This window comes from Marinobacter zhanjiangensis (assembly GCF_014651935.1).
Lineage (GTDB): Bacteria > Pseudomonadota > Gammaproteobacteria > Pseudomonadales > Oleiphilaceae > Marinobacter > Marinobacter zhanjiangensis.
This window is the reverse complement of record NZ_BMXV01000005.1, coordinates 147,337-173,706: the sequence shown is the minus strand read 5'-3', so window position 1 is coordinate 173,706 and position 26,370 is coordinate 147,337. Positions and strand designations below refer to the sequence as shown.

Genomic DNA, 26,370 nt, shown 5'->3' with positions numbered 1-26,370 from the left:
ACTTATCTCCCCGTCCTGCTGTCATTACTCAGAGCCTGTCGTTGCCTGAGCTCATCGATCACACGGTCAGTCAGGGCCTCCAGGCTCTGCTCATCCCGGCGTTGACTGCTGTCATCGGAAGCCGAATCCTGCGAACTTTGCTGCCTCTGCTTCAGTATCTGGTCCAGAGGCAGATACATCATGTTGCCGCTGCCTTCCGTATCAATCAGCACTTTGCTGACATTGCTGTAGACCTCTTCCATGGTCTGAATGTACATGCGGTCACGCGTTACTTCCGGCGCATTGCCGTATACCCCAAGCAAGGCCAGGAAACGGGAGGTTTCACCCTTCGCCCGCTCGATGACCTGTTCCTTGTAGGCCATGGCTTCTTCCAGCATCCGCTGGGCACGACCCCGGGCCTCCGGAACAACTCGATTGCGATAGGTTTCGGCTTCTTCCTTGAAGCGCTGCTCATCCTCTCTGGCACGCTGGACCTCCCGAAATGCTTCCTGTACAGCCTCTGGTGGCTGGGTACTCTCCACATTCACCTGGACAATCTGTAGCCCGGTTGCATAGTCTGCCATGAAACTTTGCAGGCGCTGTTCAACCTCGATCGCCAACTGGGCCCGTCCTTCTGTCAGCACCTGATCCAGTGTCGTGCTGGCAACCTCATGGCGCAGCGCACTGTCGGTGGCGAACGACAGGGCCTGATTCGAATCCCTGACGTTGAGCACATAGGCCTGAGCGTCCGAGACGCGGTACTGAACCTGAAGGTCAACCGACACCAGATTTTCGTCCTGGGTCAGCATCTGGCCCTGGGAGTCGGCGGTACGCACGTTGGTCACGCCCACCTTGAAGACAGACTCGATCAGCGGCATCTTGAACTGAAGGCCCGGGTTCTCGGTTCGGTGATACTCGCCAAAGCGGAGAACAACGGCCCGTTCCTGCTCGTCGACAGTGTAGAAGGACTGGAATACCACATAACCCACCACAATGATGGCACCCAGAGCGAACACGGCGGCCAGCCCGGCACCACCCCCCATGCTGCCACCTGAGCCGCCGGAACCACCGGAACGTTTGCCGCCCTTGCCTCCGAGCATGCGGTTGAGCTTGTCGAGCCCTTTTTTCAGCGCCTCATCCAGGTCCGGCGGACCCTGGTCCTTGCCGCCACGACCGCCACCGGTACCCCAGGGGTCATTGTCGTTGCGATTTCCACCCGGTTCATTCCAGGCCATAAATCTCTCCGTCTATACGTTTAAAGCGTTACGAATGGGTGCAAATACTAGGGATTTATACGGGCCCCGGCAATAGCTGGTGTGCCTTAACACCAGTTGATCGACTGTCAGAGCCCGCCATGCCCCTCAGGCCAGGGCACAGCGGTCAGGGGGCGTCCACCCTGACCTGCTCCGCGGGCAGACCGGCACGGCTGAGCAACTGGTACCAGTCCCGGCTCTGCAGACGCACTTCCACCACCACATCGCCATTATCGCGGTATTCCTCGCCAATGACAGAACCTACCTCGTGCAACAGTGCCCGCAGCTTGCCGTCCTCCGGCCCGAGCACCACGCACTGGTGGAGCAGATCCTCTGCCAGCCGTTCGACAATGGCATCAAAAAGCAGTTCCATCCCTGCACCGGTGTGGGCAGACACCCACACCCGGACCGGCTCACCCGTCTCGTTACGTTCCACCCTCGGCTCAAAGTCGTCAAGCAGGTCAATCTTGTTGAACACCTGCAGCACCGGAACCTCATCGGCGCCGATTTCATGGAGCACAGAATCCACCTGCTCCATGTTCTCTTCCCGGCGCTCGTCGTGGCAGTCCACCACATGCAGCAACAGGGAGGCCAGCGTGGTTTCCTCCAGGGTCGCCCGGAAAGCCTCCACCAGCTTGTGCGGCAGGTGCCGGATGAACCCTACCGTGTCCGCTATAACGACAGGTCCGATATCCGGAAGTTCCAGCCGCCGCAGCGTCGGATCCAGGGTGGCAAACAACTGGTCCGCCGCATAGACCCCGGATTCGGTGATGTGATTGAACAGGGTGGATTTGCCGGCGTTGGTATAACCCACCAGGGATACCGTGGGGATATCGGCACGCTTGCGCGCCCGACGCCCCTGGTCCCGCTGGCGACGGACCTTTTCCAGCCGCTTGTGGATCGCCTTGATGCGCTCCCGCAGCAGGCGGCGGTCGGTTTCCAGCTGGGTCTCACCCGGGCCGCGCAGACCAATACCCCCTTTCTGGCGTTCGAGGTGCGTCCAGCCCCGAACCAGGCGAGTGGCCATATGGTCCAGCTGGGCCAGCTCTACCTGAAGCTTGCCCTCATGGGTACGAGCCCGCTGGGCAAAGATATCCAGAATCACACCGGTGCGGTCCAGCACGCGGCATTTCAGCTCCCGCTCGACATTACGCTCCTGGCTCGGGCTCAGGGCATGGTTGAACAGTACCACATCCGCTTCGCAGGCCCGGGCCACATCGCCGATTTCCTCGAGCTTGCCCTCACCCACGAACAGGCGCGGGCTGGGCTGGTTGCGGGAGCCGGTGACTTCCGCCACTGGCTCCACGCCAGCGGAGGTCACAAGCTCGCGGAATTCCCCCAGGTCTTCGGCCTCGCTGCCGCGGGAGCTGAATTCGATGTGAACGAGCACCGCTCGTTCGCCGACATCAGGACGTTCAAACAATCAGTCTTTCTCCAGTCATTGCAATGCAAAAACCCGCACAGCCCGGACCAGTAAACTGGCACAGACTGTGCGGGTTTTCCGACAAGCCCAGGGGTCTGTCACTCTTCTGTTTCATCCTCACCAGCCGGGTTCTGCTGGGGGACGCGGACGTTCCGCGCCGGCACAACGGTGGAAATGGCGTGCTTGTACACCATCTGGCTGACGGTGTTCTTCAGCAGAATCACGAACTGGTCAAATGACTCTACCTGGCCCTGCAGCTTGATACCGTTCACCAGAAAGATGGATACCGGGATACGCTCCTTGCGCAGCTGGTTGAGGTAAGGGTCTTGTAGAGAGTGCCCTTTTGACATGTTATTTCTCCTGTTTTTTTCTGATAAAGCAGATCGTCATTGTTTAGCAGCCACAAAAGCCGCCGACGTTAATCAACGCAGGGCCAGCGACCAATCGAGACCGGATCCCTCCAGCGGAGTTCCCGGCGAAGCTCCGGAACAGCCTTTCTACAAGGATCTTCGGGACCCCGAACTCAATGTGGAGCGAGATTCTATTTTTTTCAAGGCAATGGCGGTATTTTGCCCGGCACCGGTATCGAGCCAGGTCACATTCCGCCACTTTCTCAACCAGGTCAGCTGGCGCTTGGCCAGTTGACGGGTGGCGGCAATGCCCTTGTCCACCATGTCGGTGTAGTCACCCTCACCGGCGAGCCATGACCATACCTGCCGGTAACCCACACATCGCATGGAAGGCATGTCGGGCGACAGATCGCCCCGGGCCATGAGACCTCTCACTTCGTCCACAAAGCCCTGTTCGAGCATGGCCCGGAAGCGGACACCTATGCGCTCATGAAGCTGGTGCCGCTGCACTGGCGACAGTGCGAACTGGGCAACAGTATACGGCAGCTGGTGATCGTCGTCTGCCTGCCATTTCGTTGAATACGGGTAATCCTTGATATTTTCTTCATCCCGCCAGAATGACGAGATAGGGCGACCGGTCAGTTCGAACACTTCCAGGGCGCGCAGCAGACGCTGCCGGTTATTGGCATGGATCAGCCCGGCGGCTACCGGGTCAACGCTGCTCAGCCGACGGTGCAACTCGTCATGGCCCAGTTCCGCGGCTTCCGCTTCCAGACGCCGGCGCACCGCCGGGTCCGCCGGTGGCAGGTCACCCATGCCCTGCAGCAGGGCCTTGTAGTACATCATGGTGCCGCCGACCAGCAGTGGAATACGACCGGCCCGGGCAATCTTCGCCATCTCGTGCAGGGCATCGCGGCGGAAGTCGGCGGCGGAGTATGTTTCCGCAGGGTCACAGATATCGATCAGCCGGTGAGGCGCCTTTGCCAGCTCCTCCGCCGAAGGCTTGGCGGTGCCGATATCCATGCCCCGGTAGATCATCGCGGAGTCCACACTGATAATGTCGCAGGGCAGCCGCTGGCACAGCTCGATGGCCAGGTCCGTCTTGCCGGACGCCGTCGGCCCCATGAGCAGTATGGCCAGGGGCAGCTGCCCTTCTGTCCCGGCCATCAGCGCCCCCGCAGGAACAGCTTGTCCAGTTCCGGCAGTGTGACCAGCGTCCAGGTGGGACGGCCATGGTTGCACTGGCCGCTGCGCTCGGTGGCTTCCATATCCCGCAACAGGGCGTTCATCTCCGGTATGGTCAACTGCCGGTTGGCCCGCACCGAGCCATGACAGGCCATGGTGCCCAGCAGCTCATGGGTCTGAGCCTCGACCCGGTCACTGCTGCCATTGGCGATCAGGTCCGCCAGCACGTCCCGCAGCAATTGCTCGGCATCCGCCCCACGCAGCAGGGCGGGCAACTGGCGCACTGCCAGGGTCTCCGGCCCGATCCGCTCCACCACCAGGCCCAGCGTGGCCAGCTCCCCGGCGTAATCCTCTGCCAGGCCGGCTTCCTTCTGGCTGACCGCTACCGAGACCGGCACCAGCAGGGGCTGACTGGTAAGGTCTTCGGCGTCCAGTGCCCGTTTCATGCGCTCGTAGGTGATCCGCTCGTGGGCCGCATGCATATCCACGATAATCATGCCCTGGCGGCTCTGGGCCAGAATGTAGATGCCGTGCAGCTGGGCAATGGCGTAACCCAGCGGTGGCTCTCCGTTTTCTCCCTCCACCGCGGCGGAAGCGCCCATGGCGGGAGTGGGCCGGGTCTGTGGATAGGGACGGGGTTCGGCAACCGGGGCCGAAGCGTCGGCATGAGCAGGGCCACCACCCTCGCTGAGAGACTGGTAGAACGCCATCTGGTCCCGGGCCGCCCAGGGCGACGACTGGGCGGGGCCGTTGCCCTGATAACCGCCATAACCACCCGACGCAGGAGCCCCGGCGGAACCACCGGGGATGCCTGCGGGCTGTCCTCCCGGCATCGCGGCCGGCTGCATTCCGGGGTCTCCCCCTTCACGCCCCAGTGACTGGGCCACGGCGCCGCGAAAGTGGTCATCCGGGCGCACATCCGCGAGCGCCCGATGCAGGGTGCGGAAGATAAAGTCATGCACCAGCCGGCCATCGCGGAAGCGTACTTCATGCTTGGTGGGGTGGACATTGACATCCACATTGGCCGGATCCAGATCCAGGTAGAGCACAAAGGCGGGATGCCGGTTATTGTAGAGCACGTCGCGGTAGGCCTGGCGAACCGCGTGGGCCACCAGCCGGTCACGGATGACCCGGCCGTTGACGAAGAAATATTGCAGGTCGGCCTGGCTGCGGGAAAAAGTGGGCAACGCCACCCAGCCCCGCAGCCGTAGCCCGGTGGCCTCGGCATCGATCACCACGGCATTGTCGATAAACTTCTGACCGCAGAGCGAGCCGACCCGGCGCTCGTGGTCCAGCTCTGTCTCTGCCGGACGCAGGCTGTGCACCACCTTCTGGTTGTGGCGCAGGGTAAAGCCGGTATCGAAACGGCCCAGGGCCTGGCGTCGCAGCACCTCCTCTACGTGACCGAATTCGGTTTTCTCGGTACGCAGGAACTTGCGGCGGGCCGGGGTGTTGAAGAACAGGTCCCGCACTTCCACCGTGGTGCCCACCGGATGGGCGGCCGGAGATACCCTGGCGTCCATGTCACGGCCTTCCACCTCCACCCGGCTGGCGGCTTCCTGCTCTTCGGTACGGGAGGTCAGGGTCAGGCGCGACACGGAGCTGATACTTGCCAGCGCCTCACCCCGGAACCCCAGCGACGCTACGGCTTCCAGATCGTCCAGCGTGGCAATCTTGCTGGTCGCGTGCCGGCTCAGGGCCAGGGGCAACTCCGTCTCGGGAATACCGACGCCGTCGTCGCGCACCCGGAGCAGCCGTGCACCGCCCTGCTCGATGTCCACGTCAACGCGTCTGGCACCGGCATCCAGGGCGTTTTCAAGCAGTTCCTTGAGGACCGAGGCCGGGCGTTCAACCACCTCCCCGGCGGCAATCTGGTTGGCCAGCCGGGGGGACAGCAGCTTGATGGAAGGCATGGACGTATCTGTCTCCGGAGTTCAGTAAGTGTCAGCTCCGGATGATAACAGATTCCATGAGGGTCAGGCTGTGACCATCAGCTGACGAAACTGATGATCACCACCCGGTTCAGGAACTGGGTATCTGCAGTGTCTGGCCCACCATGACCACGTCGTCGGTAAGACCGTTGACCTGCTTGAGCGCTTCCACGGAAACCTGATTGCGGCGGGCGACCGCCGAGAGCGTGTCGCCACGGCGGATACGATATTCGCCGGCCGCGCCCCCGCCCTGCTGACGCTTCTGCCAGGCCAGCAGCGTGCCGGGGGGTGGCACATTGTTGAAATAGGCATCAATACCTTCGAACACCGCCCGGGATACCTTGCGCTGGTGGTCCGAGCTGGCCAGGTTACGCTCCTCCCTTGGGTTGGAAATAAAGCCGGCCTCCACCAGAATCGAGGGGATGTCCGGTGACTTCAGCACCACAAAGGACGCCTGCTCCACACCCTGTTTATGCAGCCGGGTGACGCCACCGAGCTCGTTCAGGATGAAGCCACCCACGCCCACGCTGGCATTGATGCTGGCCGTCATGGACAGGTCCAGCAGCACACCGGCCAGAACATCGTCCTTGTCACCAAGGGTCACACCGCCCTCGCCACCGATCAGGTCGGAACGGTTCTCGCTGCGGGCCAGCCAGCGTGCGGTTTCACTGGTGGCGCCCCGCTGCGACAGGGCAAACACCGATGCACCGCGGGGCTGCGGGCTGCGGAAGGCATCCGCATGCACCGATACAAAGAGATCCGCCTTGTGTTTGCGGGCCAGCAGGATCCGGCGGCGAAGATCAATGTAATAGTCACCGGTACGGGTCAGCCGTGCCTCGTAACCGGGCTTGCTGTCGATCAGCCGTTCCAGCTCGCGCGCCATGGCCAGCACCACGTCCTTCTCGCGGGTACCGGCCGGCCCGATGGCACCGGGGTCTTCACCACCGTGCCCGGCATCGATCACAACAATGATGTCACGCTTGCTGTCACTCTGGTCACGAACAATGGGCCGGTTGAGATTGTCGAGGGATTCCCGGTCTTCCTGTATCAGGTCCACCACCAGGCGGTGCCCGTACTGTTGATTGGGTTCCAGCAGAAAGCTGCGGGGCTTGATATCCTTTTCCAGGTCCAGCACCACCCGCAGGTCATTGCCGTTACGGGGGGCGCTGCGGATCCGTTTGACCGGGCTGTCACTGAGATCCAGCTGGTCGAGGTTGGCAGCCAGGCTGGCGTCCTGCAGGTCGATCACCAGCCGCGACGGGTTTTCCAGGGAAAAAATGGTGTGCTTCACCTGTGACCGGGTATCGAACACCAGCCGTGTATGATCCGGTGCCGGCCATATTCGGGCGCCTTCCACCTTGGTAGCGGCGATGCCCACGGCCGGACTCAACGTCATAACGACCACCATCAGAAGCCGCAGAAAATCCCTGACTGTTATTATCATATGCGGGCCCTCAATCCTGGTCCGTCCTGTCTTCTGGCAGCGGCTGACCATCAGCCGCAAAGCCATTCTGTTCCTGCATCCGGTCGAGCAGCACCTGACCGACAGCCGTGCGGGGCTCAATGACCAGCGACCGCCCGTCTCCCTCCGGGGTCAGGGTCAGATCAAGGTCAGGCCCGGGCAATATGCCCGCGCCCCGTTCCGGCCATTCCACCAGGCACACGTTGCCGGGCGTCAGATAATCCCGGATACCCATGAACTCCAGCTCTTCAGGGTCACCCAGCCGGTAAAGGTCAAAGTGCCAGATGGCCGGCTCAAGCTGCTCGTAGGGTTCCACCAGCGTATAGGTCGGACTCTTGACCGCCCCCTGGTGACCGAGGCCCTGAATCAGGCCCCGGCTGAGCGTGGTTTTGCCCGCTCCCAGCGTGCCATGAAGAAATATAACAATCCCCGGCCCGGAAGGCACTGATTTCAGCGCATTTGCAAGCGTTTTACCTGTGTTTACCGTGGCACTCTCGTCCGCCAGCCACAGAACCCGCTCAGTCATCACCACTCCCCGTCTGGCCCGACTCCGCCGACATCAGCACGGGGGCCATGGCGTCCATCACATCCTGTGGCAACAGGGCCCGGTACCCCAGACGCCGTGACGCCACGTTCGCCGCCGCAAGGTGCAGGGTCGCCGCATTGATCACGCCGCCGGGAAGCGCCATGGCATCGCTTTTGACAGCCTGCGCCATAAACCCGCCGGCGATACCGGACAGCACATCTCCCATACCACCGGTGGCCATACCCGGATTGGCGCCGCCAATCAGCACCGGCAGCTGGCCCGGGGCCGCCACCAGCGTGCCGGCGCCCTTGAGCAGGACGACACCACCATAACGTTGCTGAAGCGCCTGAACCGCCGCCAGACGATCAGCTTCCACGTCGGCTACAGAACAGTCCAGCAGACGTGCAGCCTCGCCCGGGTGCGGCGTCATCACCTGATCATCGGCGACCACCGGTGCCTGCGTGGACAGCAGGTTCAGTGCATCGGCATCCAGCAGCCTTGGTTTGCCGGCGGCCAGCACCTGTTGCAGCATCTGCTGCCCCCAGGCGCCCTGGCCGATACCCGGACCACAAACCACCACGTCTGCCTTTTCCAGCAATGAGCCCAGCTCATTGCCATGCTCCACGCCCCGCGCCATCAGCGACGGGCATCGCGCCAGCGCCGACGGCACGTGTTCCGGACGCGTTGCCAGAGTCACCAGCCCGGCACCACTGCGGGCGGCCGCTTCCGCCGCCAGCAGGCCGGCGCCGCCAAGACCAAGATCACCGGCAACAACCAGCACATGGCCGAAATCCCCCTTGTGGGCCGCCAGAGACGGCACCGGCAGGGATCCCTTGCGACTGGACCAGGTGGCCAGGGTCGCCACCGGTTCGGCATCGCAGCCGTCAATCTCCTGCTCCGCCCCCAGGGTCTCGTAGGCGACCTGACCGGCATAATGCGGCCCCCTGCCCGTCATCAGGCCCAGCTTGTTGCCAATAAACGTGGCGGTAACATCCGCCTGAACGGCGTCGCCTGCAACCGTGCCCAGGCTGGCATCGAGACCGGACGGCACATCCACCGCCAGCACTGCGGCGCCACTGCCATTCACCCACGCGATCACCTCATCAACCGGCGGGCGCGGACGCCCCCGGGCACCGGTGCCCAGCATCGCGTCCACCAGAACCACACCCCTGTCAGCAAGGCCGGATTTCTCACTGTCGCCCAGGTCCGCCCAGTGAGCCATGGCCACACCGGCTTCACCGGCATCCCGCCAGGCCTTGCGGGCATCGCCTGACAACTTCTCCGGGTCGGCCACCGCCACACAGGTGACCTTGAGGCCATGGCGCAGGGCATTAAGGGCCACCAGGTAACCGTCACCGCCATTGTTGCCCGCGCCACACAGCACCACCACGTGCTCCGCTGACGGCCAGTGGCGCAGTACCTGACGGAAAGCCGCGCGGGCCGCCTTCTGCATCAGGCCATACCCGTCGACACCGCAGTCATCAATCAGAAAGCGGTCCAGCGCCCGCACCCCGTCTGCAGTGAAAAGTGATTCTGTTAAGCTATCGGATGTCAGCATAGATGCCCGGACCATTACCTGTTCAGGAATTCAGTACCTGTTCAAGAATTCAGTTTAACTGTTCAGGCCAGATACCTGTTCAGCGTAGCAAAATTCTCGCACAGGCCATACTTTGATCAATAGTAGCGCCAATCCATGACCTCTGCACTTAAAGATTTTCCATCCAGAATCCGCCAATGGGCGCAGGAACTGGGCTTCAGCGACGTCGGCATTACCCGCCCCGATACCGGCGTGCATGCCGAGCGGCTACAGCAGTGGCTGGATGCCGGCATGCAGGGCGAGATGGCCTGGATGGGTGACCACGGCGACAAACGCTACACCCCCACCTCACTGGTGCCTGGCACCGAGCGCATCATCTCGGTGCGCATGGACTACCGCTGGTCACCGGACAACCCGCAGGCGGTGCTGCAGGACACCGAAAAAGCCTACGTTACCCGCTATGCCCTGGGACGGGACTACCACAAACTGATCCGCAAGCGCCTGACAAAGCTGGCCAAAGCCATCGACGGGGAACTGGAAGGCTACAACTACCGCGCCTTTACCGACAGCGCCCCGGTCATGGAAAAGGCCCTGGCGCAACGGGCGGGACTGGGCTGGATCGGCAAGAATACCCTGCTGCTGACACCAAAGGCAGGCTCGTATTTCTTCCTGGGGGAAATCTTCACCAACGCCCCGCTGCCGGTCACCGAATCCTTCGAGAAGGACCACTGCGGCACCTGCAGCGCATGCCTCGATACCTGCCCCACCAACGCCTTTGCCGGCCCCTACGTGCTCGACGCCCGCCGATGCATCAGCTACCTGACCATCGAACTGAAAGGCTCCATCCCGGAAGAACTGCGCCCGCTGATGGGCAACCGGGTATTCGGCTGCGACGACTGCCAGCTGGTCTGCCCCTGGAACCGTTTCAGCAAGCCCACCCAAGAGGACGACTTCCACCCACGGAACGACCTGGACAACAGCACCCTGGCCGAGCTGTTCATGTGGACGGAAGAGGAGTTTCTGAAGCGCACCGAAGGATCGGCGATACGGCGAACCGGTTATGAAGGCTGGCTGAGAAACCTGGCGGTGGGGCTGGGGAATGCGCCCTCGACGATCCCGGTCATCGAGGCGTTAAAAAGACGGGCCGATCACCCGTCAGAGCTGGTCAGGGAGCACGTGCAGTGGGCGCTAAAAAGACATGGAGAGACAGTCTAGAGCTTAAAAAACGTCTCCCGATAATGCTGAAGCTCAGCAATGGAATCCCGGATATCATCCAGGGCCAGGTGCGTGCCCTTCTTCTTCACGCCCTCCAGCACATCCGGCCGCCAGCGCCGCGCCAGCTCCTTGATGGTGCTCACATCCAGATTCCGGTAGTGGAAAAAACCCTCCAGAAGCGGCATATACTTCACCAGAAACCGCCGGTCCTGCCCGATACTGTTGCCACACAACGGCGACTTGCCCGGCTCGAGATGCCGGGCCAGGAAATTCAGCGTCTGCTCCTCTGCCGCAGATTCCGTAATCGGGCTCTCCTTCACCCGCCGGGTGAGGCCACTGTCGCCGTGGGTCGTGGTGCACCACTCATCCATGGCATCCAGCACCTCATCCGACTGATGGACCGCCAGCACCGGCCCCTCCGCGATCACCTTCAGGTCCGAGTTCGTCACGATGGTCGCGATCTCGATGATCCGCTCCTTCTCCGGATCCAGCCCCGTCATCTCCAGATCGATCCAGACCAGGCGAGTGTTATCCGTATCTGCCATGGTGTCCTCCGCCACAGTGTCTAATAAGGTCTGGTATGATGACGCATACCTACTCCCGGAACAATCAGGACACCCATGGCCAGGCGCCGACTCAGCAAGCAGCAGCAACATCGCATCAGCAAGATCCAGGAAGAGCGGACCCGCCGTGCCGACAAGCGCGAACAGGCCATCGACGCCAAACGGGAAGCCGGAGCACTGGGCCCCGAGCAGGCCGGCCTGATCATTGCCCACTACGGCCAGCAACTGGATGTCGAGGCGCTGGAGGGCGACCACCGCGGCGAACTGTTCCGCTGCTTTGTAAGGGCCAACATCGACAGCCTGGTTACCGGCGACCGGGTGACCTGGAGCCTGGGCGACGACAACGTCGGCGTTATCGTGGCCCGTCAGGAACGCCGCACACTGCTGCAACGCCCGGACAACTTCGGCCACCTGAAACCCGTAGCCGCCAACATCGACCATATCGTGCTGGTCATCGCCCCCGAGCCCGAGCCCCACGACAACCTTATCGACCGCTACCTGGTGGCCGCCGAGAACACCGACATCCCCGCCGTGATCCTGCTCAACAAGGCCGACCTGATTGATGATCACAATCGGGACCAGCTGGAAGCCCTGCTCGACCGCTACCGCAACCTGGGTTATGACGTGGTGAAAGCTTCAGCCCACCACCCGGATGAGCACGACGACACGATCACTTCACTAGTAAAGGACCGCACCAGTGTGTTCGTCGGCCAGTCCGGGGTGGGCAAATCCTCGATTATCCAGACCCTGGTACCCGAACGTGAGCTGAAGGTGGGCGCACTGTCCGAAAGCACCGGCAAGGGCACCCACACCACCACCACAGCGCGACTGTTTCACCTTGACCGCGGCGGCGACCTGATCGACTCCCCCGGCATCCGCGAGTTCGGCCTCTGGCACATGACAACGGCGGAGATCGAATACGGCTTCCGGGAGATTCGCGAGATTATCGGCCTGTGCCGGTTCCGGGACTGTCGCCATCAGGGCGAGCCGGGATGTGCACTGGAAGAAGCGGCAGCGGATGGGCGCATCAGCCCCGAGCGGCTGCGCAGTTTCCGGCGGATACTGCAGGCCATGGCCGAACAGCAGGCGCGGGGGCTGAAGCTTAACTGAAGGGGACCAGAACCCGGAGTTTGCGGGCGGCATCTACCAGTTCAGCTCACCCGGCTGCACCGGCTCCTGTTGCTGTTCCCAGTCCCCGCTCTCCAGCTGCTCCCGGGCCGCCTTCTGTTCCGCCTCGGTGGGCTGGGTCAGATCAATCAGGGGTTCGCCGGAGCGACTGGCCCGGCCCTGGATCTCTCCGGCAGCCTGCTTGTTCAGCACAATAATGGAAATACGCCGGTTGACCGGAGCGGTCGGATCCTCCTGATCAAACAGCACCGAGTCACTCAACCCCACCACACGACCGATCTGTTCCGGCCGCACACCACCAGTCACCAAAGCACGACGGGCGGTGTTGGCCCGGTCCGCTGACAGCTCCCAGTTGGTGTATCCGGGGCGGCCACCGAACGGAGTGGCATCGGTATGACCGGTAATGGACAATTTATTGGGCACGGCGCCCAGGGGCTTGGCCAGCTCGAACAGAATGTCCTGGGAGTAGTACTTGAGCTGGGCGCTACCGCTGTCGAACATCGGGCGCTGGGAGCGGTCCACTATCTGGATGCGCAGCCCCTCATCGGTAATGTCGATGAGTAGCTGGTCCTTGAACTCACTCAGGGTGTCGCTGCTCTCGATACGGTCGCGGAGATCCTGGAACAGCTCCTCCATCTGCCGCTGCTCCAGTTGTTGCGCCATGGTCTCGATACGCTGGTCATCCACGGGCACTTCATTGCCGGCCTGATCCGCATCACTGGCGTCCACCACCGACGCACTGCCACCCAGATCCACCGGATTGCGGGAACCGCCCTCGGTATAGCCCACCGGATCCTTGAAGTAGCCCTCGACGGCACGCTTCTGCTCCGGAGAGGCATTGGTGGTCAGCCATAGCACAAGGAAGAACGCCATCATGGCGGTGGCGAAATCGGCAAAGGCCACCTTCCAGGAACCACCATGATGAGCGGCGGCAACCTTCTTGACCCGTTTGATGATGATCGGTTGATCGTCCACTAGTGTCTCATCTACTTGGAACGCACGTGATCATTGAGCTCCTGAAAACTCGGCCGTTTGTCGCTGGGCAGCGCCTTGCGGCCGAACTCGATGGCCATCTGCGGGGCCTGGCCCGACACGGTCGCAATGATCGAGGCCTTGGCGCACTCATAGGCCTTCAGCTCGAACTTGGCGTGATGCTCCAGCGCGATGGCCGTGGGGCCAACAAAGCCATAGCCCAGGAAGATACCCAGGAAGGTACCCACCAGGGCCGCCGCCACGCTGAGCCCGATCTTTTCAGGGCCCTCGGTCATGAAGTTCATGGTGATGACAATGCCCAGTACCGCCGCCACGATCCCCAGGCCCGGCAAGGCGTCGGCGATCTTGTTAAGGGCATGGGACGGCTCTTCCAGCTCGTGCTGGCGGGTGTCGAGCTCCTGGTCCATCAGGCCCTCGAGCTCGTGGGGCGCCATGTTGCCCGCACTGATGATGCGGAGGTAGTCGGTGACAAAGGCTGTCAGATGCTTCGATTTGGTGATCGCCGGATAGCGGTTGAAAATCTGGCTCTGTTCCGGGTTATCGATGTCCTCCTCGATGGACATCACACCCTGTTTGCGGGACTTGTCGAAGATGTCATACAGCAGGCTCAGCAGGTCCATGTAGAACGCCTTGTTGAAGGGCGTACCCGTGATCAGCCGCAAGCTGCCGGCAAACACATCCTTGATGGTATGAAAAGGGTTGGCGATGATGAACGAGCCCACGGCGGCGCCGCCAATGATCAGCACCTCCGTTGGCTGCCAGAGCACCATCAGGTTGCCACCGTGGAGAACGTAACCTGTGAGCACACAGGCCAGAACAATGATCGAACCGAGTATCAGACCCATGAAACGCTACTTCACCTGTTAGTCTGGTTGTGAGCACAGCAAAGGCACCTGGCTCCCGACGTGACGGGCAGGTTATGCCGGCCTGTGCCATGATAGCAATGACATTTTGTAACCACGAAGATCATAAACCATTTCTACCAGCCTGCACGGGTTTGCTAAACTCACGCGCCCGATAATCAAAGGCACCCGACTCCATGCTTGACCGGCTTTTTGTCCTGGTACAATACCTTCTGCCGCAGCTGCTGATTTCCCGGCTGGCGGGGAAACTGGCCGATGCCCGGCCGCCCTCGGCGATGAAGAATGTCGTTATACGCTGGTTTATCGGCCGCTATGGCGTGAACATGAGCGAAGCCGCCGACGAAGATCCGGCCAGCTACCCTTCCTTCAACGAGTTTTTCACCCGCGAACTCAAGCCGGGCCTGCGCCCGCTGGCCGATGGCGAGCGCACCATTGTCAGCCCGGTGGACGGCACCGTCAGCCAGCTGGGCCGGATAGAACGGGACCGCGTGTTCCAGGCCAAGGGCCAGTCCTTCAACCTGACGGAACTGCTCGGTGGTGATGACGAGCGGGCGCGCCCCTTCGTGGATGGGCAGTTTGCCACGATTTATCTGGCGCCGAAGGACTACCACCGTATTCACATGCCCCTCGCCGGACAGCTCCGGGAAATGGTCTATGTGCCCGGTCGGCTGTTTTCCGTCAACCCGGTGACAGCCGCCGCCGTACCCGGCCTGTTTGCCCGCAATGAGCGGGTGGTCGCCACCTTTGACACCGAGGCGGGCCCCATGGCGATGGTTCTGGTGGGTGCAATGATTGTGGGCAGCGTGGAAACCCGCTGGGCCGGCATTGTTGCGCCCACCAACGGTCGCCGCGAAGTGAGCACCTCCGACTATCGGCACCAGTCACCAGGCATCCGTTACCAGCGCGGCGAGGAGATGGGGCGGTTCCGCCTCGGTTCCACGGTTATCCTGGTATTCCCGAAAGGGGCCAGCCACTGGCAGGAGGCACTGCGTAACCAGTCCGTGGTCAGACTGGGAGAGAGCATCGGCGAGATTACGAGCGCTCCGCCGGAAACGCCAGCACCTCACTGATCTCATCCGCGCCGCATTTGAGCATCAGTAGCCGGTCGAGGCCAAGGGCAACACCGGCGCAGTCCGGCAGGCCGGACTCCAGGGCCGCCAGGAAGCGCTCATCCACCGGCATCTCCGTTTTGCCCAGGCCACGCCTGCGGGCGTTGTCGTCATGGAAACGGCGCCTTTGCTCCTGCGGGTCGGTCAGTTCCCAGTAGCCATTACACAATTCGATGCCCCGCACATACAGTTCGAACCGATGGGCTACCGCGTGTCCATCCTCCCGGGAAACCCGGGCAAGGGCTGCCTGACTCGCCGGGTACCGGGTAACAAACACCGGACGATCAAACCCCAATGCCGGCTCCACCCGGAAGCTCATCAAAAGGTTCAGGCATCCATCCCGGTCGAGAGATTCCAACAAGTCACCATCGCCAACCAGCGGACGGCAGGCCTTCCGTAAATCCGTGATGCTGGCCTCGAACGGATCAATGCCGGCATGGTCCCGCAGCAGTTGCCGGTAGCCGATCCGGTGCGGCTGCGGCAAATCCAGCCAGCCGCACACCAGTTCTGCCACCTCGGCCATCAGCTGCTGGTCGTCGAACCCGGGGCGATACCACTCCAGCAGCGAGAACTCCGGATTATGGCGCCGCCCCCGTTCACCATCGCGAAATACCTGACTGACCTGATAGATACTGCCGCTGCCCGCCGCCAGCAGGCGCTTCATGTGGTATTCCGGTGAGCTCTGCAGCCAGCCCCGACCGCCATGCTGGCCCGCCACCGCCATGGGCGAGGCAGCAATGCTGTCGATATTCACATCGGTAACGCCACACTGGCCCAGCACCGGCGTTTCCACCTCCAGCACACCCCGTTGCGCAAAAAAGCCGCGCACCCAGCCCAGCTGTTGTGCGCGGCTTTTCAGGATCTGCCGGCTGGCAGTCGGCTGCCAGGAAGCACCTGTCGCCGCTGTCTCCCGACCCGACGCCATCATCTGGCCCTGATCAGTTCTTCACCCGACCGACGTACTCCCCGGAGCGGGTGTCGACCTTCAGAACCTCACCAATGGTAATGAACAGGGGCACATTCACCACCGCACCGGTAGACAGGGTGGCCGGCTTGGAGCCACCCTGGGCGGTATCGCCCTTCATGCCGGGATCGGTTTCCACCACTTCAAGCTCAACAAAGTTGGGCGGAGTCACGATGAGTGGAGCGCCGTTGTAGAGCGTAACCGTGTACACGTCCTGCTCTTTCAGCCATTTGACGGTATCGCCAACAGCCTTCTCGTCGGCCGGGAACTGCTCGAACGAGCCGTCGGTTTTCATGAAGTACCAGAACTCGCCGTCGTTATACAGGTACTCCATGTCCTGATCGATCACGTCAGCGGCTTCCAGGCTTTCACCGGACTTGAAGGTACGCTCCCACTGGCGGTTGGTCATCAGGTTACGGAGCTTGACCCGGTTGAAGGCCTGCCCCTTGCCCGGCTTGACGAACTCGTTTTCCAGGATGATGCAGGGATCGCCATCCAGCAAAACTTTAAGACCGCCGCGGAATTCGTTGGTAGAATAAGATGCCATGAAACACTCACCTGAAAAGACGCTGTTGGAATGTGAAAGTCCGCTATGATACAGCGAACCGCCGTCCGTATTGAAGCCCACAACCCGGATAATGAGCGCGCCACCTGGCAAACCCTGCTGGCCCGCTCGGTCACCCGGCCGGAAACCCTGCTGCAACGCCTGGGCCTCGACTCCCGCCTGTTGTCAGACGGTGCCCATACCGGCCATGCGGCTTTTCCGGTCAGAGTGCCCGAGCCCTGGCTGGCGCGGATCCGCTACGGCGACCCCGCCGACCCGCTACTGCGCCAGGTGCTGCCGCTGGCCGACGAGGGCGAGCCGCGCCCCGGCTTTGTCAGTGACCCGCTGCAGGAAGCCGATGCCACGGCCACCCCGGGGTTGATCCGCAAATATCGCAGCCGGGCCCTGCTGATGGTAACGGGGCAGTGCGCCATCAACTGCCGCTACTGTTTCCGCCGGCATTTTCCCTACGAGGACCACCGGCTTACACCGACGCAGCGGGAAGACGTTATCAGCACCTTGACCGCTAGCCCGGAGATCAACGAGGTTATCCTCAGCGGGGGCGACCCCCTGGCGGTGAACGACCGCCTGCTGGCGCAATGGGCCTCGGCCCTGTCCTCGGTGCCCTCGCTGACGCGGCTGCGCATTCACAGCCGGTTGCCGGTGGTGATTCCCCAGCGGGTGGACGATGCGCTGGTCGGCTGGATCGAACAGTCACGCCTCGATGTGGTCATGGTGGTCCATATCAACCACCCGGCGGAAATTGACGACGACGTACGCACGGCCATGAACCGGTTGAAGAGTGCAGGCGTCACCCTGCTGAACCAGAGCGTGATCCTGCAGGGCGTCAATGATCACCCGGATACCCTGCAAGCGTTGAGCGAAGCTCTGTTTGCGGCCGGCATACTGCCCTATTACCTGCATGCCTTTGATCCGGTGGCGGGCGCCCATCATTTCGACGTCAGTGATGACCGGGCCCGGGCAATGGTGCGGGAGTTGCAGGCCAGACTGCCCGGCTACCTGGTCCCCAGGCTGGTGCGCGAGCTGCCCGGGCGCCCCGGCAAGACCCTGCTGGATGTAGGCATGGAGTGACAGGGCGCTCTGATCGAGCCGCAGCACGGCGGTCGCCAGACACCCACCAACTGTCAAACCTTGTTAATGTTATGGTGTACTGGCTTTCTATAGTGTATTTGCTATTTTAAGGTGGGTCGCGGAAAGGCCCATAACAATCTGTAATTCCGGAAAATTCCCCCTCGGGACAGCGCGGGCCCGGTGAAATCACTACCCGCACAGGCAGGCACGGGCACCCCGGACGGGGCACTGGCAGTCTGAGCGAGCGTACAACTGGTCAGAGAAAATGCAGAAACCCGAACTCACAGTTCCAGAGCCCAGAATTGCGAGCCTGTCCTTTTGCGATTCCAGTCCCAAGGCGTTCCGCCGCTGGGTGGATCACCTGCCCATGACGAATCTCGGGGAACTGTCCCGTCAGCTTTACCACGCCATTATCGAACTCAACCAGCTGTTCTGCTCCCCTGCTCAGCGGCTGCAGTTGCTGGAGCTGCTGCGCCCCCGGTTACGCTTTGTGTGTACCGAGCTGTCCCGGCATTACCTGGGCACGGCCATCGCCCTGCCTGAAAAACAACGCAAGATCGCCAACCTGTCCCAGGCGCTGCAGCTTCACCTGGCGTCAGGATACAAGCTGACCATCATGGAGCTGCTCGACAGCGGCAGTATCGAGCGGCAGCGGAAACCCCTGGCCCAGGCCTGCCACCGGGCGCTGACCGAACTGGGCGCCACCATTCTGCGCTCGCAGCAGCTCTATACCGCCAGCCCCGCCGGTAGCTGGCAGGAAAGTCACCGGTTGTTCCGCTTTGCCTGCGACAACCGGCTCCAGGACCTGACGGTCAGTGACGACCAGCGCCAGCACCGCAGCGAATCCACGGTGGCTGATGCCTATGGGCAGACACTGCTACTGGGGTGCGCCAGGGCCAACCAGTTGCGCCAGAACGAAATGGAGCAGGCGGCCGAACTGTTCGAGCTCTGGGCACCGGAGGTCCGGTGCGGGCCGGAACTCGCCGGGTCCGCCGAATTCCTGGTGGATATGGAGAGCGATGCCCCGCCGTGCTACCGCTCGCTGGCCCCGTCACCCGACAGCGCCGCCTGGTGGGGGTTCGACACCTCGTCCCTGGCCCGCAGGATCAGCGAACACCTCTACGGCGCCGAAGAGACCCAGCCAGCCCAGCAGAAGCATGGCAGGAAAACCCGGGAGGACACCGGGTTGCCCCTGACGGCACGGGTCAGCGAGTCCCTGCTGGCTCACCTTGGCCAGGCGCTGGCACTGCTTGCCCAACGCAATTTCAATCGCTTGAACTCCGATGGCCAGCTTGAAATCTGTGCCGGGCTGACCTCGGTGCATTACTTCGTCGCCGGCGAGAAGCCCTTTAACGAATTTGTGATCGGCAATGCCTCACCGCCGTCACCGGAGAGCGAGAACCGGTTCATGAAATCCCCTCGCCGGGATGCCTGGTCCGGTGCCTTTGACGCGGGCCAGTCGGAAGACCGGATCCTGCCCACGGCGGATACCCCGATCGACTACCAGGCGGCCGGCAGCATGGCCGGTGCCAGCAACGGGCGCAGCCTTCCGCGCTCGTACCTGACGCGGGTCGTGAACACCAGCCCCGGCGGGTACTGCGTTATCTGGAGTGCCAGTATTCCCGCCACCCTTCAGGCCGGTGAAGTGCTGGGTGTGCGGGAACACCGCAACCACCCCTGGAGCGTGGCCATTGTCCGGTGGTTGCGACAGAATCGCAGCGAGGGCACCCGTGTCGGCATCGAAGTCATTGCCCCGGGTGCCACCCCCTGTGGCGTCCAACTGATCCAGAAGACCGGCAACAGCAGTGAATTTCTGCGTGGCCTGCTGCTCCCCGAGATTCCCGGCGTCCATCAACCCCGGAGCCTGATCACCCCCCGGCTGCCATTCCAGTCCGGCAGCCGGATTACCCTGCTGCACCAGGGCGTTCAGGACCAGGGGCTGCTTGGTAACCGCATCACCGCCACCGGCAGCATCAGCCAGTTTGAGCTCCGGCTATACAACCGGCCGGAGGAAACGGGCCCGGGTGACAGGGGCGGGAAAAGCCCCTTCGGCACCAGTGAGGACGAATTCGACTCGCTTTGGCCAAATCTGTAGCAGGCGTCAAAACTGCGCGCCAGCTCCCGCTACCGCCAGTGCAGGCTTGTTATTGGCCTCTATCCTCTGCATCATTCAAGGTTATCGGTTCACGGACCGGGCCGCTCGAGCCGGCTCGCCGTGAATGTCAGCACAGGGTCACCACAGGCAGGGCCCTGCCGACCCAGGCAATGGATGGCCCCGTTGAACACTACAGTGCCGAATCGGGGCACCAGACAGACAGCGAGACCGTCAGCGCATGCAGAAGCAAAAGAGCACCGTCCACCTGCTGATCATGGATCCCTCCCAGAACGATGCGGAGTCTGTGGTCAGTCTGCTGAGGAATTCCGGTCGGGCCACCCGTGCTCACCGGGTCACCTCCGAGGAAGACCTGGACGAAGCCATCCGTGCCGGTCACTGGGATCTGTTCCTGGCAAGGGACACCCAACAGGACTTCATACCCGACGACGCCCTGGCCATGGTCCGGCGGCTGGACAAGGATATCCCCTTCGTCCTGCTGACCGAGAGCGACGACAGTGAGCGCGCCCTGACCATCATGAAGGCAGGCGCCCAGGATACCGCCCCGGTCAACGAGACCGAGCGGCTGATGCTGGTGATCAACCGGGAACTGGGCAACCTGGACGAACGCCGCCGCCGGCGTGTACTGGAATCCCACCTGAGAGAGTCGGAACAGCGCTGTCAGTTGCTGCTGGAGAGTTCCAAGGACGCCATTGCCTACGTCAACGACGGCATGCACATCTACGCCAACCAGGCGTACATGGAATTTCTGGGCTATGACGACCTGGATGAGCTGATGTGCATTCCACTGCTGGATACCCTGGCTCCGGACAGCCAGGGCGACCTGCGCAAGTTCATGAAAACCTTTTCCGAAACCCGGGAAGACGGCATCAAGCTCAATTGCGTGGCCAGGCGCAGCGACGACCAGGACCTGAACATCACCATGACCGTTTCCGCCGCCACCTACGATGGCGAAGCCTGTGTGCAGGTGGTGGTCCAGCCGGAACACAACGACGCCGAGCTGCAGGAAAAGATTCGCGAAATCAGCAACCAGGATCTGCTGACCGGTCTCTACAACCGCCAGTACCTGATGGAGAAGCTGACCAACGCCATCGCCACGGCCGGTGAAAAGAACGAAACCGGCGCCCTGGCGTACATCGGCATCGACGGCTTCGTGGCCTTCAAGAACGACCTGGGCATTGCCGGCACCGACCTGCTGCTGCGGGATTTCGCCGCGCTGCTTGAGGAGCACACCTCAGAGCACATGACACTGGCGCGGATCAGTGACGAAGCCTTCTGCATTCTTGCTCAGCCCTGTGAGGAACAGGCCATGGCAGAGCTGTGCGAGACCATACGTAAAGCCGTGGATGATCACCTGTTTGATATTCAGGGCCGCTCCGCCCAGGTGACCGTATCCATCGGCGTGGCCGCCATCACCGAAAACGCACCCAAGGCAGCCGACCTGCTGGGCCGTGCCCATACCGCCCACAGCGGGGTCCGTAACCAGCCCGGCAGCAGGAACGGCAACGGGGTAGTTACCTACAACCCGGCGGACTACGAGCAACTGGATGATGCCAATTCCATGGACGCCATCGCCAAGGCGCTGGAGGAGAACCGCTTCCGCCTGCTGTTCCAGCCCATCATCAATCTTCGCGGCGAAGGCGAGGAACACTACGAAGCCCTGGTCCGCATGCTGGACAATGACGGCAAGGAAGTCTCCCCCTACGACTTCCTGCCGCCAGCGGGTCCGTCGGACATGGCCATGCGCATTGACCGCTGGGTGGTGCTGCAGACGATCAAGCAGCTGTCCCAGCATCGCGGCCGCGGGCACGACACCCGCCTGTTCCTGAACGTGACGGCGGAAACCCTGCAGGACAAGACCTTCAGCCAGTGGCTCAGTGTTGCCCTGAAGGCCGCCCGCCTGCCGGGGGATTCCCTGATCTTCCAGATACGGGAGGGCGACGCCACCAACTATCTCAAGCAGGCCAGGGACTTTGCCAAAAAACTCCACGAACTGCACTGCAAGGTCGCCATCTCACAGTTTGGCTGTGCACTGAATCCCTTCAATACCCTCAAGCATGTGGATGTGGATTACGTGAAGATTGATGGCTCCTTCACCGAGGAAATCCAGAAGAACGACGAGGCCAGGGAGCGGGTAAGGGAAATGGTCCAGTCCCTGCAGACCAGCGGTAAACTGACCATCATTCCGCTGGTGGAAAACGCTTCCGTGCTGGCCATTCTGTGGCAGGCGGGGGTGAACTACATACAGGGTTACTACCTGCAGGCGCCGGTGCCGGAAATGAACTACGACTTCGGGGATCAATAACCGGCTTGCCGCGCCCCGGGGACGGGAGCGCGGTATTTCTTATTCCGGCGAGGCCAGACGGGTTTCGGATTCCCGGTAGCCCAGCAGGTAGAGAATGGCGTCCAGCCCCAGGGTGGAAATGGCGTGACGGGCGGACTCCTTCACCACTGGTTTGGCGCGGAAGGCGACTCCCAGGCCGGCCTGGCTGAGCATGGGCAGGTCGTTGGCACCATCCCCCACCGCAATCACCTGTTCCCGGGAAATCTTCTCCCGCTCCGCGATCTCCAGCAGCAGCTGCGCCTTGCGGGCGCCATCGACAATGGGACCGGCTACCCGGCCTGTGACCTTGCCATCCACAATTTCCAGCTCGTTGGCGTAAACGTAGTCGATACCCAGCTTTGCCTGCAGGTCGCGGGCGAAGTAGTTGAACCCCCCGGACACAATTGCGGTGCGGTAGCCCAGTGATCGCAGGGCACGGATCAGGTATTCCGCCCCCTCAGTCAATTTCAGCCGCGCCGCAATCCGCTCCAGCACGGACTCGTCCAGCCCTTTCAGCAGCGCCAGACGCTCCGCGAAACTTTCACTGAAATCCAGCTCACCGAGCATGGCCCGCTCGGTAATAGCGGCTACCTGCTCGCCAACACCGGCCTCCAGGGCCAGCTCGTCGATGACTTCCGCGTCGATCAGCGTGGAATCCATGTCGAAGACCACCAGGCGGCGGTTACGGCGGAAAATCGAGTCTTCCTGGAAGGCAATGTCGACGTTCATGTCGCCGGCAATCTTGAGAAAGTCCGTGCGCAGGGCTTCCAGGTCTTCCGGCGTACCTCTCACGGAAAACTCGACACAGGCAATACGGTTGTCCGAGGGCGCCAGCGACGGCCGGCCCGACAACCGCGTGATATTGTCGATATTCAGACCATGGCGGGCGGTAATGGCCGACACCCGGGCAATCTGCTCGGCGCGTATCTCCCGGGCCAGCAGGGTGACCATGTAACAGGCCCGGTTACGGCCCTCGGCCCACTGCTGGTATTCGGTTTCGGTGATGGGGGCAAAGCGTACCTGCAGGTCCAGGGAATGCAGGCGGAACAGCAATTCACGAATCACCGGGGACGCCTGGGACTCGTCGGGGATTTCCGCCAGGATACCCCAGGTCAGGTAGTCGTGGATCACCGCCTGGCCGATATCGAGTATCCGCACATCGTAGCGCCCCATGATGCCGGTAATTTCCGAGGTCAGGCCCGGCTTGTCACGGCCGGACACATTGATCAGCACCAGTTCACTCACTGTCATCGTCTCCGGCGGCTGGTTCTTCGGCACCCGCGGCGGCAACCACGTCGATGCCGTCAACCCGCTGCAGCCCCCGCGGCAGCTTGTGACCACGGCGACCGCGCTCACCCAGGTAGTGCTCCAGATCCCCGAAGCGCAGCCCCAGCTTGCGCTTGCCGGCGCGGATTTCCAGATGGTCCGCCTCACCGAACACCGTCAATGCCACCACGAACTCCTCCCGGTTCTGGACCCGGGCCGAGGGAATGCTGATGATCTTGTTGCCCTTGCCCCGGCCCAGCTCCGGCAGCTGCTCCAGCGGGAACACCAGCATGCGGCCCTCGTTGGAAATAGCGGCCAGGTACAGCGGCTGTTTCCGACGGGGCACGGGCACCGGCGCCATCAGCCGGGCGCCCCTGGGAATGGTCACCACCGACTTGCCATTGCGGTTCTTGCTGATCAGATCCGACGCGGTGGCCACGAAACCGTAGCCGGCATCGGTGGCGAGCAGGTATTTCTCGTTCGGGTTGGCCATCAGCAGGCCGGCAAACGTCGCCCCGGGGGGAGGGTTGATACGACCGGTCAGTGGCTCACCCTGCCCCCGCGCCGACGGCAGGCTGTGGGCCATCAACGAGTAGGCACGGCCGGTCGAGTCCAGGAACACGGCGTTCTGGTTGTTACGCCCCTTGGCCGCCAGCGCGAATTTGTCGCCGGCCTTGTAGCTGAGGCCCTCCGGGTCGATATCATGGCCCTTGGCGGCCCGCACCCAGCCTTTCTCGGACAGCACCACGGTGACCGGGTCGTTGGACACCAGATCCGCCTCGGAGAAGGCCCGGGCCTCGTCACGCTCCACGATCGGTGAGCAACGGTCGTCACCGTAGGTTTCGGCGTCCGCCAGCAGCTCGTCCTTGATCAGCGCCCGCAGCCGGTCCTCGGAGCCCAGGATGGCCTGCAGCTCGTCCCGTTCGGCGGACAGTTCGTCCTGCTCGCCGCGGATCTTCATTTCCTCCAGTTTCGCCAGGTGGCGCAGTTTCAGCTCGAGGATGGCTTCCGCCTGCTCGGCGGATAGACCGAAGCGGCTGATCAGTTCCGCCTTGGGCTCGTCCTCGTAGCGGATAATGCTGATCACCTCGTCGATATTCAGATAGGCGATCAGCAGGCCCTCGAGCAGGTGCAGCCGTGCCAGTACCTTGTCGAGCCGGTGCTGCAGGCGCCGCGTGACGGTGGTCCTGCGGTAGGCCAGCCACTCGGTGAGCATGGTGTGCAGGTTCTTCACCGCCGGGCGACCATCGTTGCCGATGACATTCAGATTGACCCGGTAGCTCTTCTCCAGATCCGTACTGGCGAACAGGTGGGCCATCAGGCCGTCCACATCCACCCGGGAGGAGCGGGGCGCGATCACCAGACGGGTCGGGTTCTCGTGATCCGACTCGTCCCGCAGATCGGCCACCATGGGCAGCTTGCGGGTCTGCATCTGGTGGGCAATCTGCTCCAGCACCCGGTTACCGGATACCTGGTGTGGCAGGTCGGTGATCACCACTTCGCCGTTCTCGCGAATCCAGCGGGCCCGCATGCGCAGGCTGCCACGACCGGTATGGTACATCTGGCGCAGGTCACGGCGAGGCGTGATCACCTCGGCGCCGGTGGGGAAATCCGGCCCCTTGATGTGTTCGCAGAGCTCGTCCACATCGGCGTCGGGCTTGTCCAGCAGGCGGATACAGGCGGCTGTGACCTCCCGCACGTTGTGGGGCGGGATATCCGTGGCCATGCCCACCGCGATGCCGGTAGTGCCATTGAGCAGCACGTGAGGCAGCCGTGCCGGCAGGGTGGAGGGCTCGTCCATGGTGCCGTCAAAATTCGGCACCCAGTCGACGGTGCCCTGCCCCAGCTCGCTGAGCAACACTTCGGAGAACTTTGACAGGCGGGATTCGGTATACCGCATGGCCGCGAAGGATTTGGGGTCATCCGGCGACCCCCAGTTGCCCTGTCCGTCCACCAGCGGATAGCGGTAGGAAAACGGCTGGGCCATCAGCACCATGGCTTCATAGCAGGCGCTGTCACCATGGGGATGGAACTTGCCGAGCACGTCACCGACGGTACGGGCAGACTTCTTGTACTTGCTGGTGGATTTCAGCCCCAGCTCGGACATGGCGTAAATGATCCGCCGCTGTACCGGCTTGAGTCCGTCCCCCACGTTGGGCAGGGCCCGGTCAAGGATGACGTACATGGAATAGTCCAGGTACGCCTTTTCGGTATAGTCCCGCAGTGAAACCCGCTCGAAGCCCTCGTCGGTCGTTTCAAACTCTGGCATGGAAGCCCCTTGCTCCAGGAATGTGTTCACGCGAATCCCTGCCCGCAGCGGTGTCGCAGCCTGATCGCTGACCGGACACCCCGCGCGGGGAGATTCAAGACTGCTTTAAGGCGCAGACATTATATGGAGGGAGGGCGCAATAGACCAATGCTGCGACGGAAATCCCCGGAGCGTTTTTTCCAATAGCGGAATTCCCGCATGTTTCCGGCCAACCGTCGGCCGTATTCTGGCCGTGGATTCAGGGAGCCTCTGAATCACTCCTGAATCGCTTATGCGAAGTCC

At 62.4% G+C, this 26,370-nt stretch carries 21 protein-coding genes; 6 read left to right on the top strand and 15 right to left on the bottom strand.

Translation table 11 applies throughout. The features are described 5' to 3' along the window. Positions 1 to 2: 2 nt before the first annotated feature. The 8 genes from hflK to IE079_RS11800 form a co-directional block, all read right to left on the bottom strand. Positions 3 to 1,214 carry an FtsH protease activity modulator HflK gene (gene hflK, locus IE079_RS11835; RefSeq protein ID WP_189576673.1) on the bottom strand — a complete coding sequence of 404 codons (1,212 nt, stop codon included), beginning with the start codon at positions 1,212 to 1,214 and terminating at the stop codon, positions 3 to 5. Positions 1,215 to 1,359: 145 nt separating this feature from the next. Then, on the bottom strand, positions 1,360 to 2,655 hold the full coding sequence (hflX, locus tag IE079_RS11830) for a ribosome rescue GTPase HflX (RefSeq protein WP_189576671.1): 1,296 nt from the start codon (positions 2,653 to 2,655) through the stop codon (positions 1,360 to 1,362). Positions 2,656 to 2,753: 98 nt separating this feature from the next. Then, the gene (gene hfq, locus IE079_RS11825) at positions 2,754 to 3,005 is read right to left on the bottom strand and encodes an RNA chaperone Hfq (RefSeq protein ID WP_189576669.1); all 252 of its coding nucleotides are present in this window, start codon (positions 3,003 to 3,005) and stop codon (positions 2,754 to 2,756) included. A 147-nt stretch (positions 3,006 to 3,152) separates the two neighbouring features. Then, positions 3,153 to 4,172, bottom strand: coding sequence for a tRNA (adenosine(37)-N6)-dimethylallyltransferase MiaA (gene miaA, locus IE079_RS11820; RefSeq protein WP_189576667.1), 1,020 nt, complete (start codon positions 4,170 to 4,172; stop codon positions 3,153 to 3,155). After that, complete coding sequence (mutL, locus tag IE079_RS11815; protein WP_189576665.1) at positions 4,172 to 6,103, bottom strand: DNA mismatch repair endonuclease MutL; 1,932 nt, start codon at positions 6,101 to 6,103, stop codon at positions 4,172 to 4,174. Before mutL ends, miaA begins: the two co-directional genes overlap by 1 nt. A 109-nt stretch (positions 6,104 to 6,212) precedes the next feature. Next, positions 6,213 to 7,517, bottom strand: coding sequence for an N-acetylmuramoyl-L-alanine amidase (locus IE079_RS11810; protein ID WP_308427769.1), 1,305 nt, complete (start codon positions 7,515 to 7,517; stop codon positions 6,213 to 6,215). Between the two features lie 58 nt (positions 7,518 to 7,575). After that, positions 7,576 to 8,109: a tRNA (adenosine(37)-N6)-threonylcarbamoyltransferase complex ATPase subunit type 1 TsaE gene (tsaE, locus tag IE079_RS11805; RefSeq protein ID WP_189576661.1), complete on the bottom strand. Its 534-nt coding sequence runs from the start codon at positions 8,107 to 8,109 to the stop codon at positions 7,576 to 7,578. Then, positions 8,102 to 9,667 (bottom strand): NAD(P)H-hydrate dehydratase, encoded by a 1,566-nt coding sequence (locus tag IE079_RS11800; RefSeq protein ID WP_189576659.1) that lies wholly within the window; start codon positions 9,665 to 9,667, stop codon positions 8,102 to 8,104. Before IE079_RS11800 ends, tsaE begins: the two co-directional genes overlap by 8 nt. A 135-nt stretch (positions 9,668 to 9,802) precedes the next feature. On the opposite strand from IE079_RS11800, the gene queG reads away from it, so the two are divergent. Next, entirely contained in the window at positions 9,803 to 10,861 is a 1,059-nt protein-coding gene (gene queG, locus IE079_RS11795; RefSeq protein WP_189576657.1) for a tRNA epoxyqueuosine(34) reductase QueG, read from the top strand. On the opposite strand, the gene orn is transcribed toward queG, so the two are convergent. Then, positions 10,858 to 11,406: an oligoribonuclease gene (orn, locus tag IE079_RS11790; RefSeq protein WP_189576655.1), complete on the bottom strand. Its 549-nt coding sequence runs from the start codon at positions 11,404 to 11,406 to the stop codon at positions 10,858 to 10,860. The two genes, queG and orn, sit on opposite strands and share 4 nt — an antisense overlap. A gap of 75 nt (positions 11,407 to 11,481) precedes the next feature. Between orn and rsgA the strand changes: the two genes are divergently transcribed. Beyond that, positions 11,482 to 12,534 carry a small ribosomal subunit biogenesis GTPase RsgA gene (gene rsgA / locus IE079_RS11785; protein WP_189576653.1) on the top strand — a complete coding sequence of 351 codons (1,053 nt, stop codon included), beginning with the start codon at positions 11,482 to 11,484 and terminating at the stop codon, positions 12,532 to 12,534. A gap of 33 nt (positions 12,535 to 12,567) precedes the next feature. On the opposite strand, the gene motB is transcribed toward rsgA, so the two are convergent. Both motB and motA read right to left on the bottom strand, forming a co-directional pair. Continuing rightward, positions 12,568 to 13,527, bottom strand: a complete 960-nt coding sequence (gene motB / locus IE079_RS11780) for a flagellar motor protein MotB (RefSeq protein WP_189576651.1) — start codon at positions 13,525 to 13,527, stop codon at positions 12,568 to 12,570. An 11-nt stretch (positions 13,528 to 13,538) separates the two neighbouring features. Then, positions 13,539 to 14,390 (bottom strand): flagellar motor stator protein MotA, encoded by an 852-nt coding sequence (gene motA, locus IE079_RS11775; RefSeq protein WP_189576649.1) that lies wholly within the window; start codon positions 14,388 to 14,390, stop codon positions 13,539 to 13,541. A gap of 194 nt (positions 14,391 to 14,584) precedes the next feature. Between motA and asd the strand changes: the two genes are divergently transcribed. Next, the gene (asd, locus tag IE079_RS11770; protein ID WP_189576647.1) at positions 14,585 to 15,478 is read left to right on the top strand and encodes an archaetidylserine decarboxylase; all 894 of its coding nucleotides are present in this window, start codon (positions 14,585 to 14,587) and stop codon (positions 15,476 to 15,478) included. On the opposite strand, the gene epmA is transcribed toward asd, so the two are convergent. Beyond that, entirely contained in the window at positions 15,441 to 16,445 is a 1,005-nt protein-coding gene (gene epmA / locus IE079_RS11765; protein WP_227712467.1) for an EF-P lysine aminoacylase EpmA, read from the bottom strand. The two genes, asd and epmA, sit on opposite strands and share 38 nt — an antisense overlap. A 10-nt stretch (positions 16,446 to 16,455) precedes the next feature. Then, positions 16,456 to 17,028: an elongation factor P gene (gene efp, locus IE079_RS11760; RefSeq protein WP_189576645.1), complete on the bottom strand. Its 573-nt coding sequence runs from the start codon at positions 17,026 to 17,028 to the stop codon at positions 16,456 to 16,458. A gap of 45 nt (positions 17,029 to 17,073) precedes the next feature. Between efp and epmB the strand changes: the two genes are divergently transcribed. From epmB to IE079_RS11745, 3 genes are all read left to right on the top strand, one after another. Next, entirely contained in the window at positions 17,074 to 18,117 is a 1,044-nt protein-coding gene (gene epmB, locus IE079_RS11755; protein ID WP_189576643.1) for an EF-P beta-lysylation protein EpmB, read from the top strand. 265 nt (positions 18,118 to 18,382) lie between these two features. Further along, positions 18,383 to 20,212, top strand: a complete 1,830-nt coding sequence (locus IE079_RS11750; RefSeq protein ID WP_189576641.1) for a cyclic-di-GMP receptor FimW-related protein — start codon at positions 18,383 to 18,385, stop codon at positions 20,210 to 20,212. 238 nt (positions 20,213 to 20,450) lie between these two features. Then, the gene (locus tag IE079_RS11745; RefSeq protein WP_189576639.1) at positions 20,451 to 22,535 is read left to right on the top strand and encodes an EAL domain-containing response regulator; all 2,085 of its coding nucleotides are present in this window, start codon (positions 20,451 to 20,453) and stop codon (positions 22,533 to 22,535) included. A 39-nt stretch (positions 22,536 to 22,574) separates the two neighbouring features. Here the strand turns inward: IE079_RS11745 and serB are convergent, their stop codons facing one another. Both serB and parC read right to left on the bottom strand, forming a co-directional pair. Further along, a complete protein-coding gene (gene serB, locus IE079_RS11740; protein ID WP_189576637.1) occupies positions 22,575 to 23,798 on the bottom strand; it encodes a phosphoserine phosphatase SerB in 1,224 nt (407 codons plus the stop codon). Then, the gene (gene parC, locus IE079_RS11735; protein WP_189576635.1) at positions 23,791 to 26,088 is read right to left on the bottom strand and encodes a DNA topoisomerase IV subunit A; all 2,298 of its coding nucleotides are present in this window, start codon (positions 26,086 to 26,088) and stop codon (positions 23,791 to 23,793) included. The genes serB and parC overlap by 8 nt, the downstream gene beginning before the upstream one ends. Positions 26,089 to 26,370 lie beyond the last annotated feature (282 nt).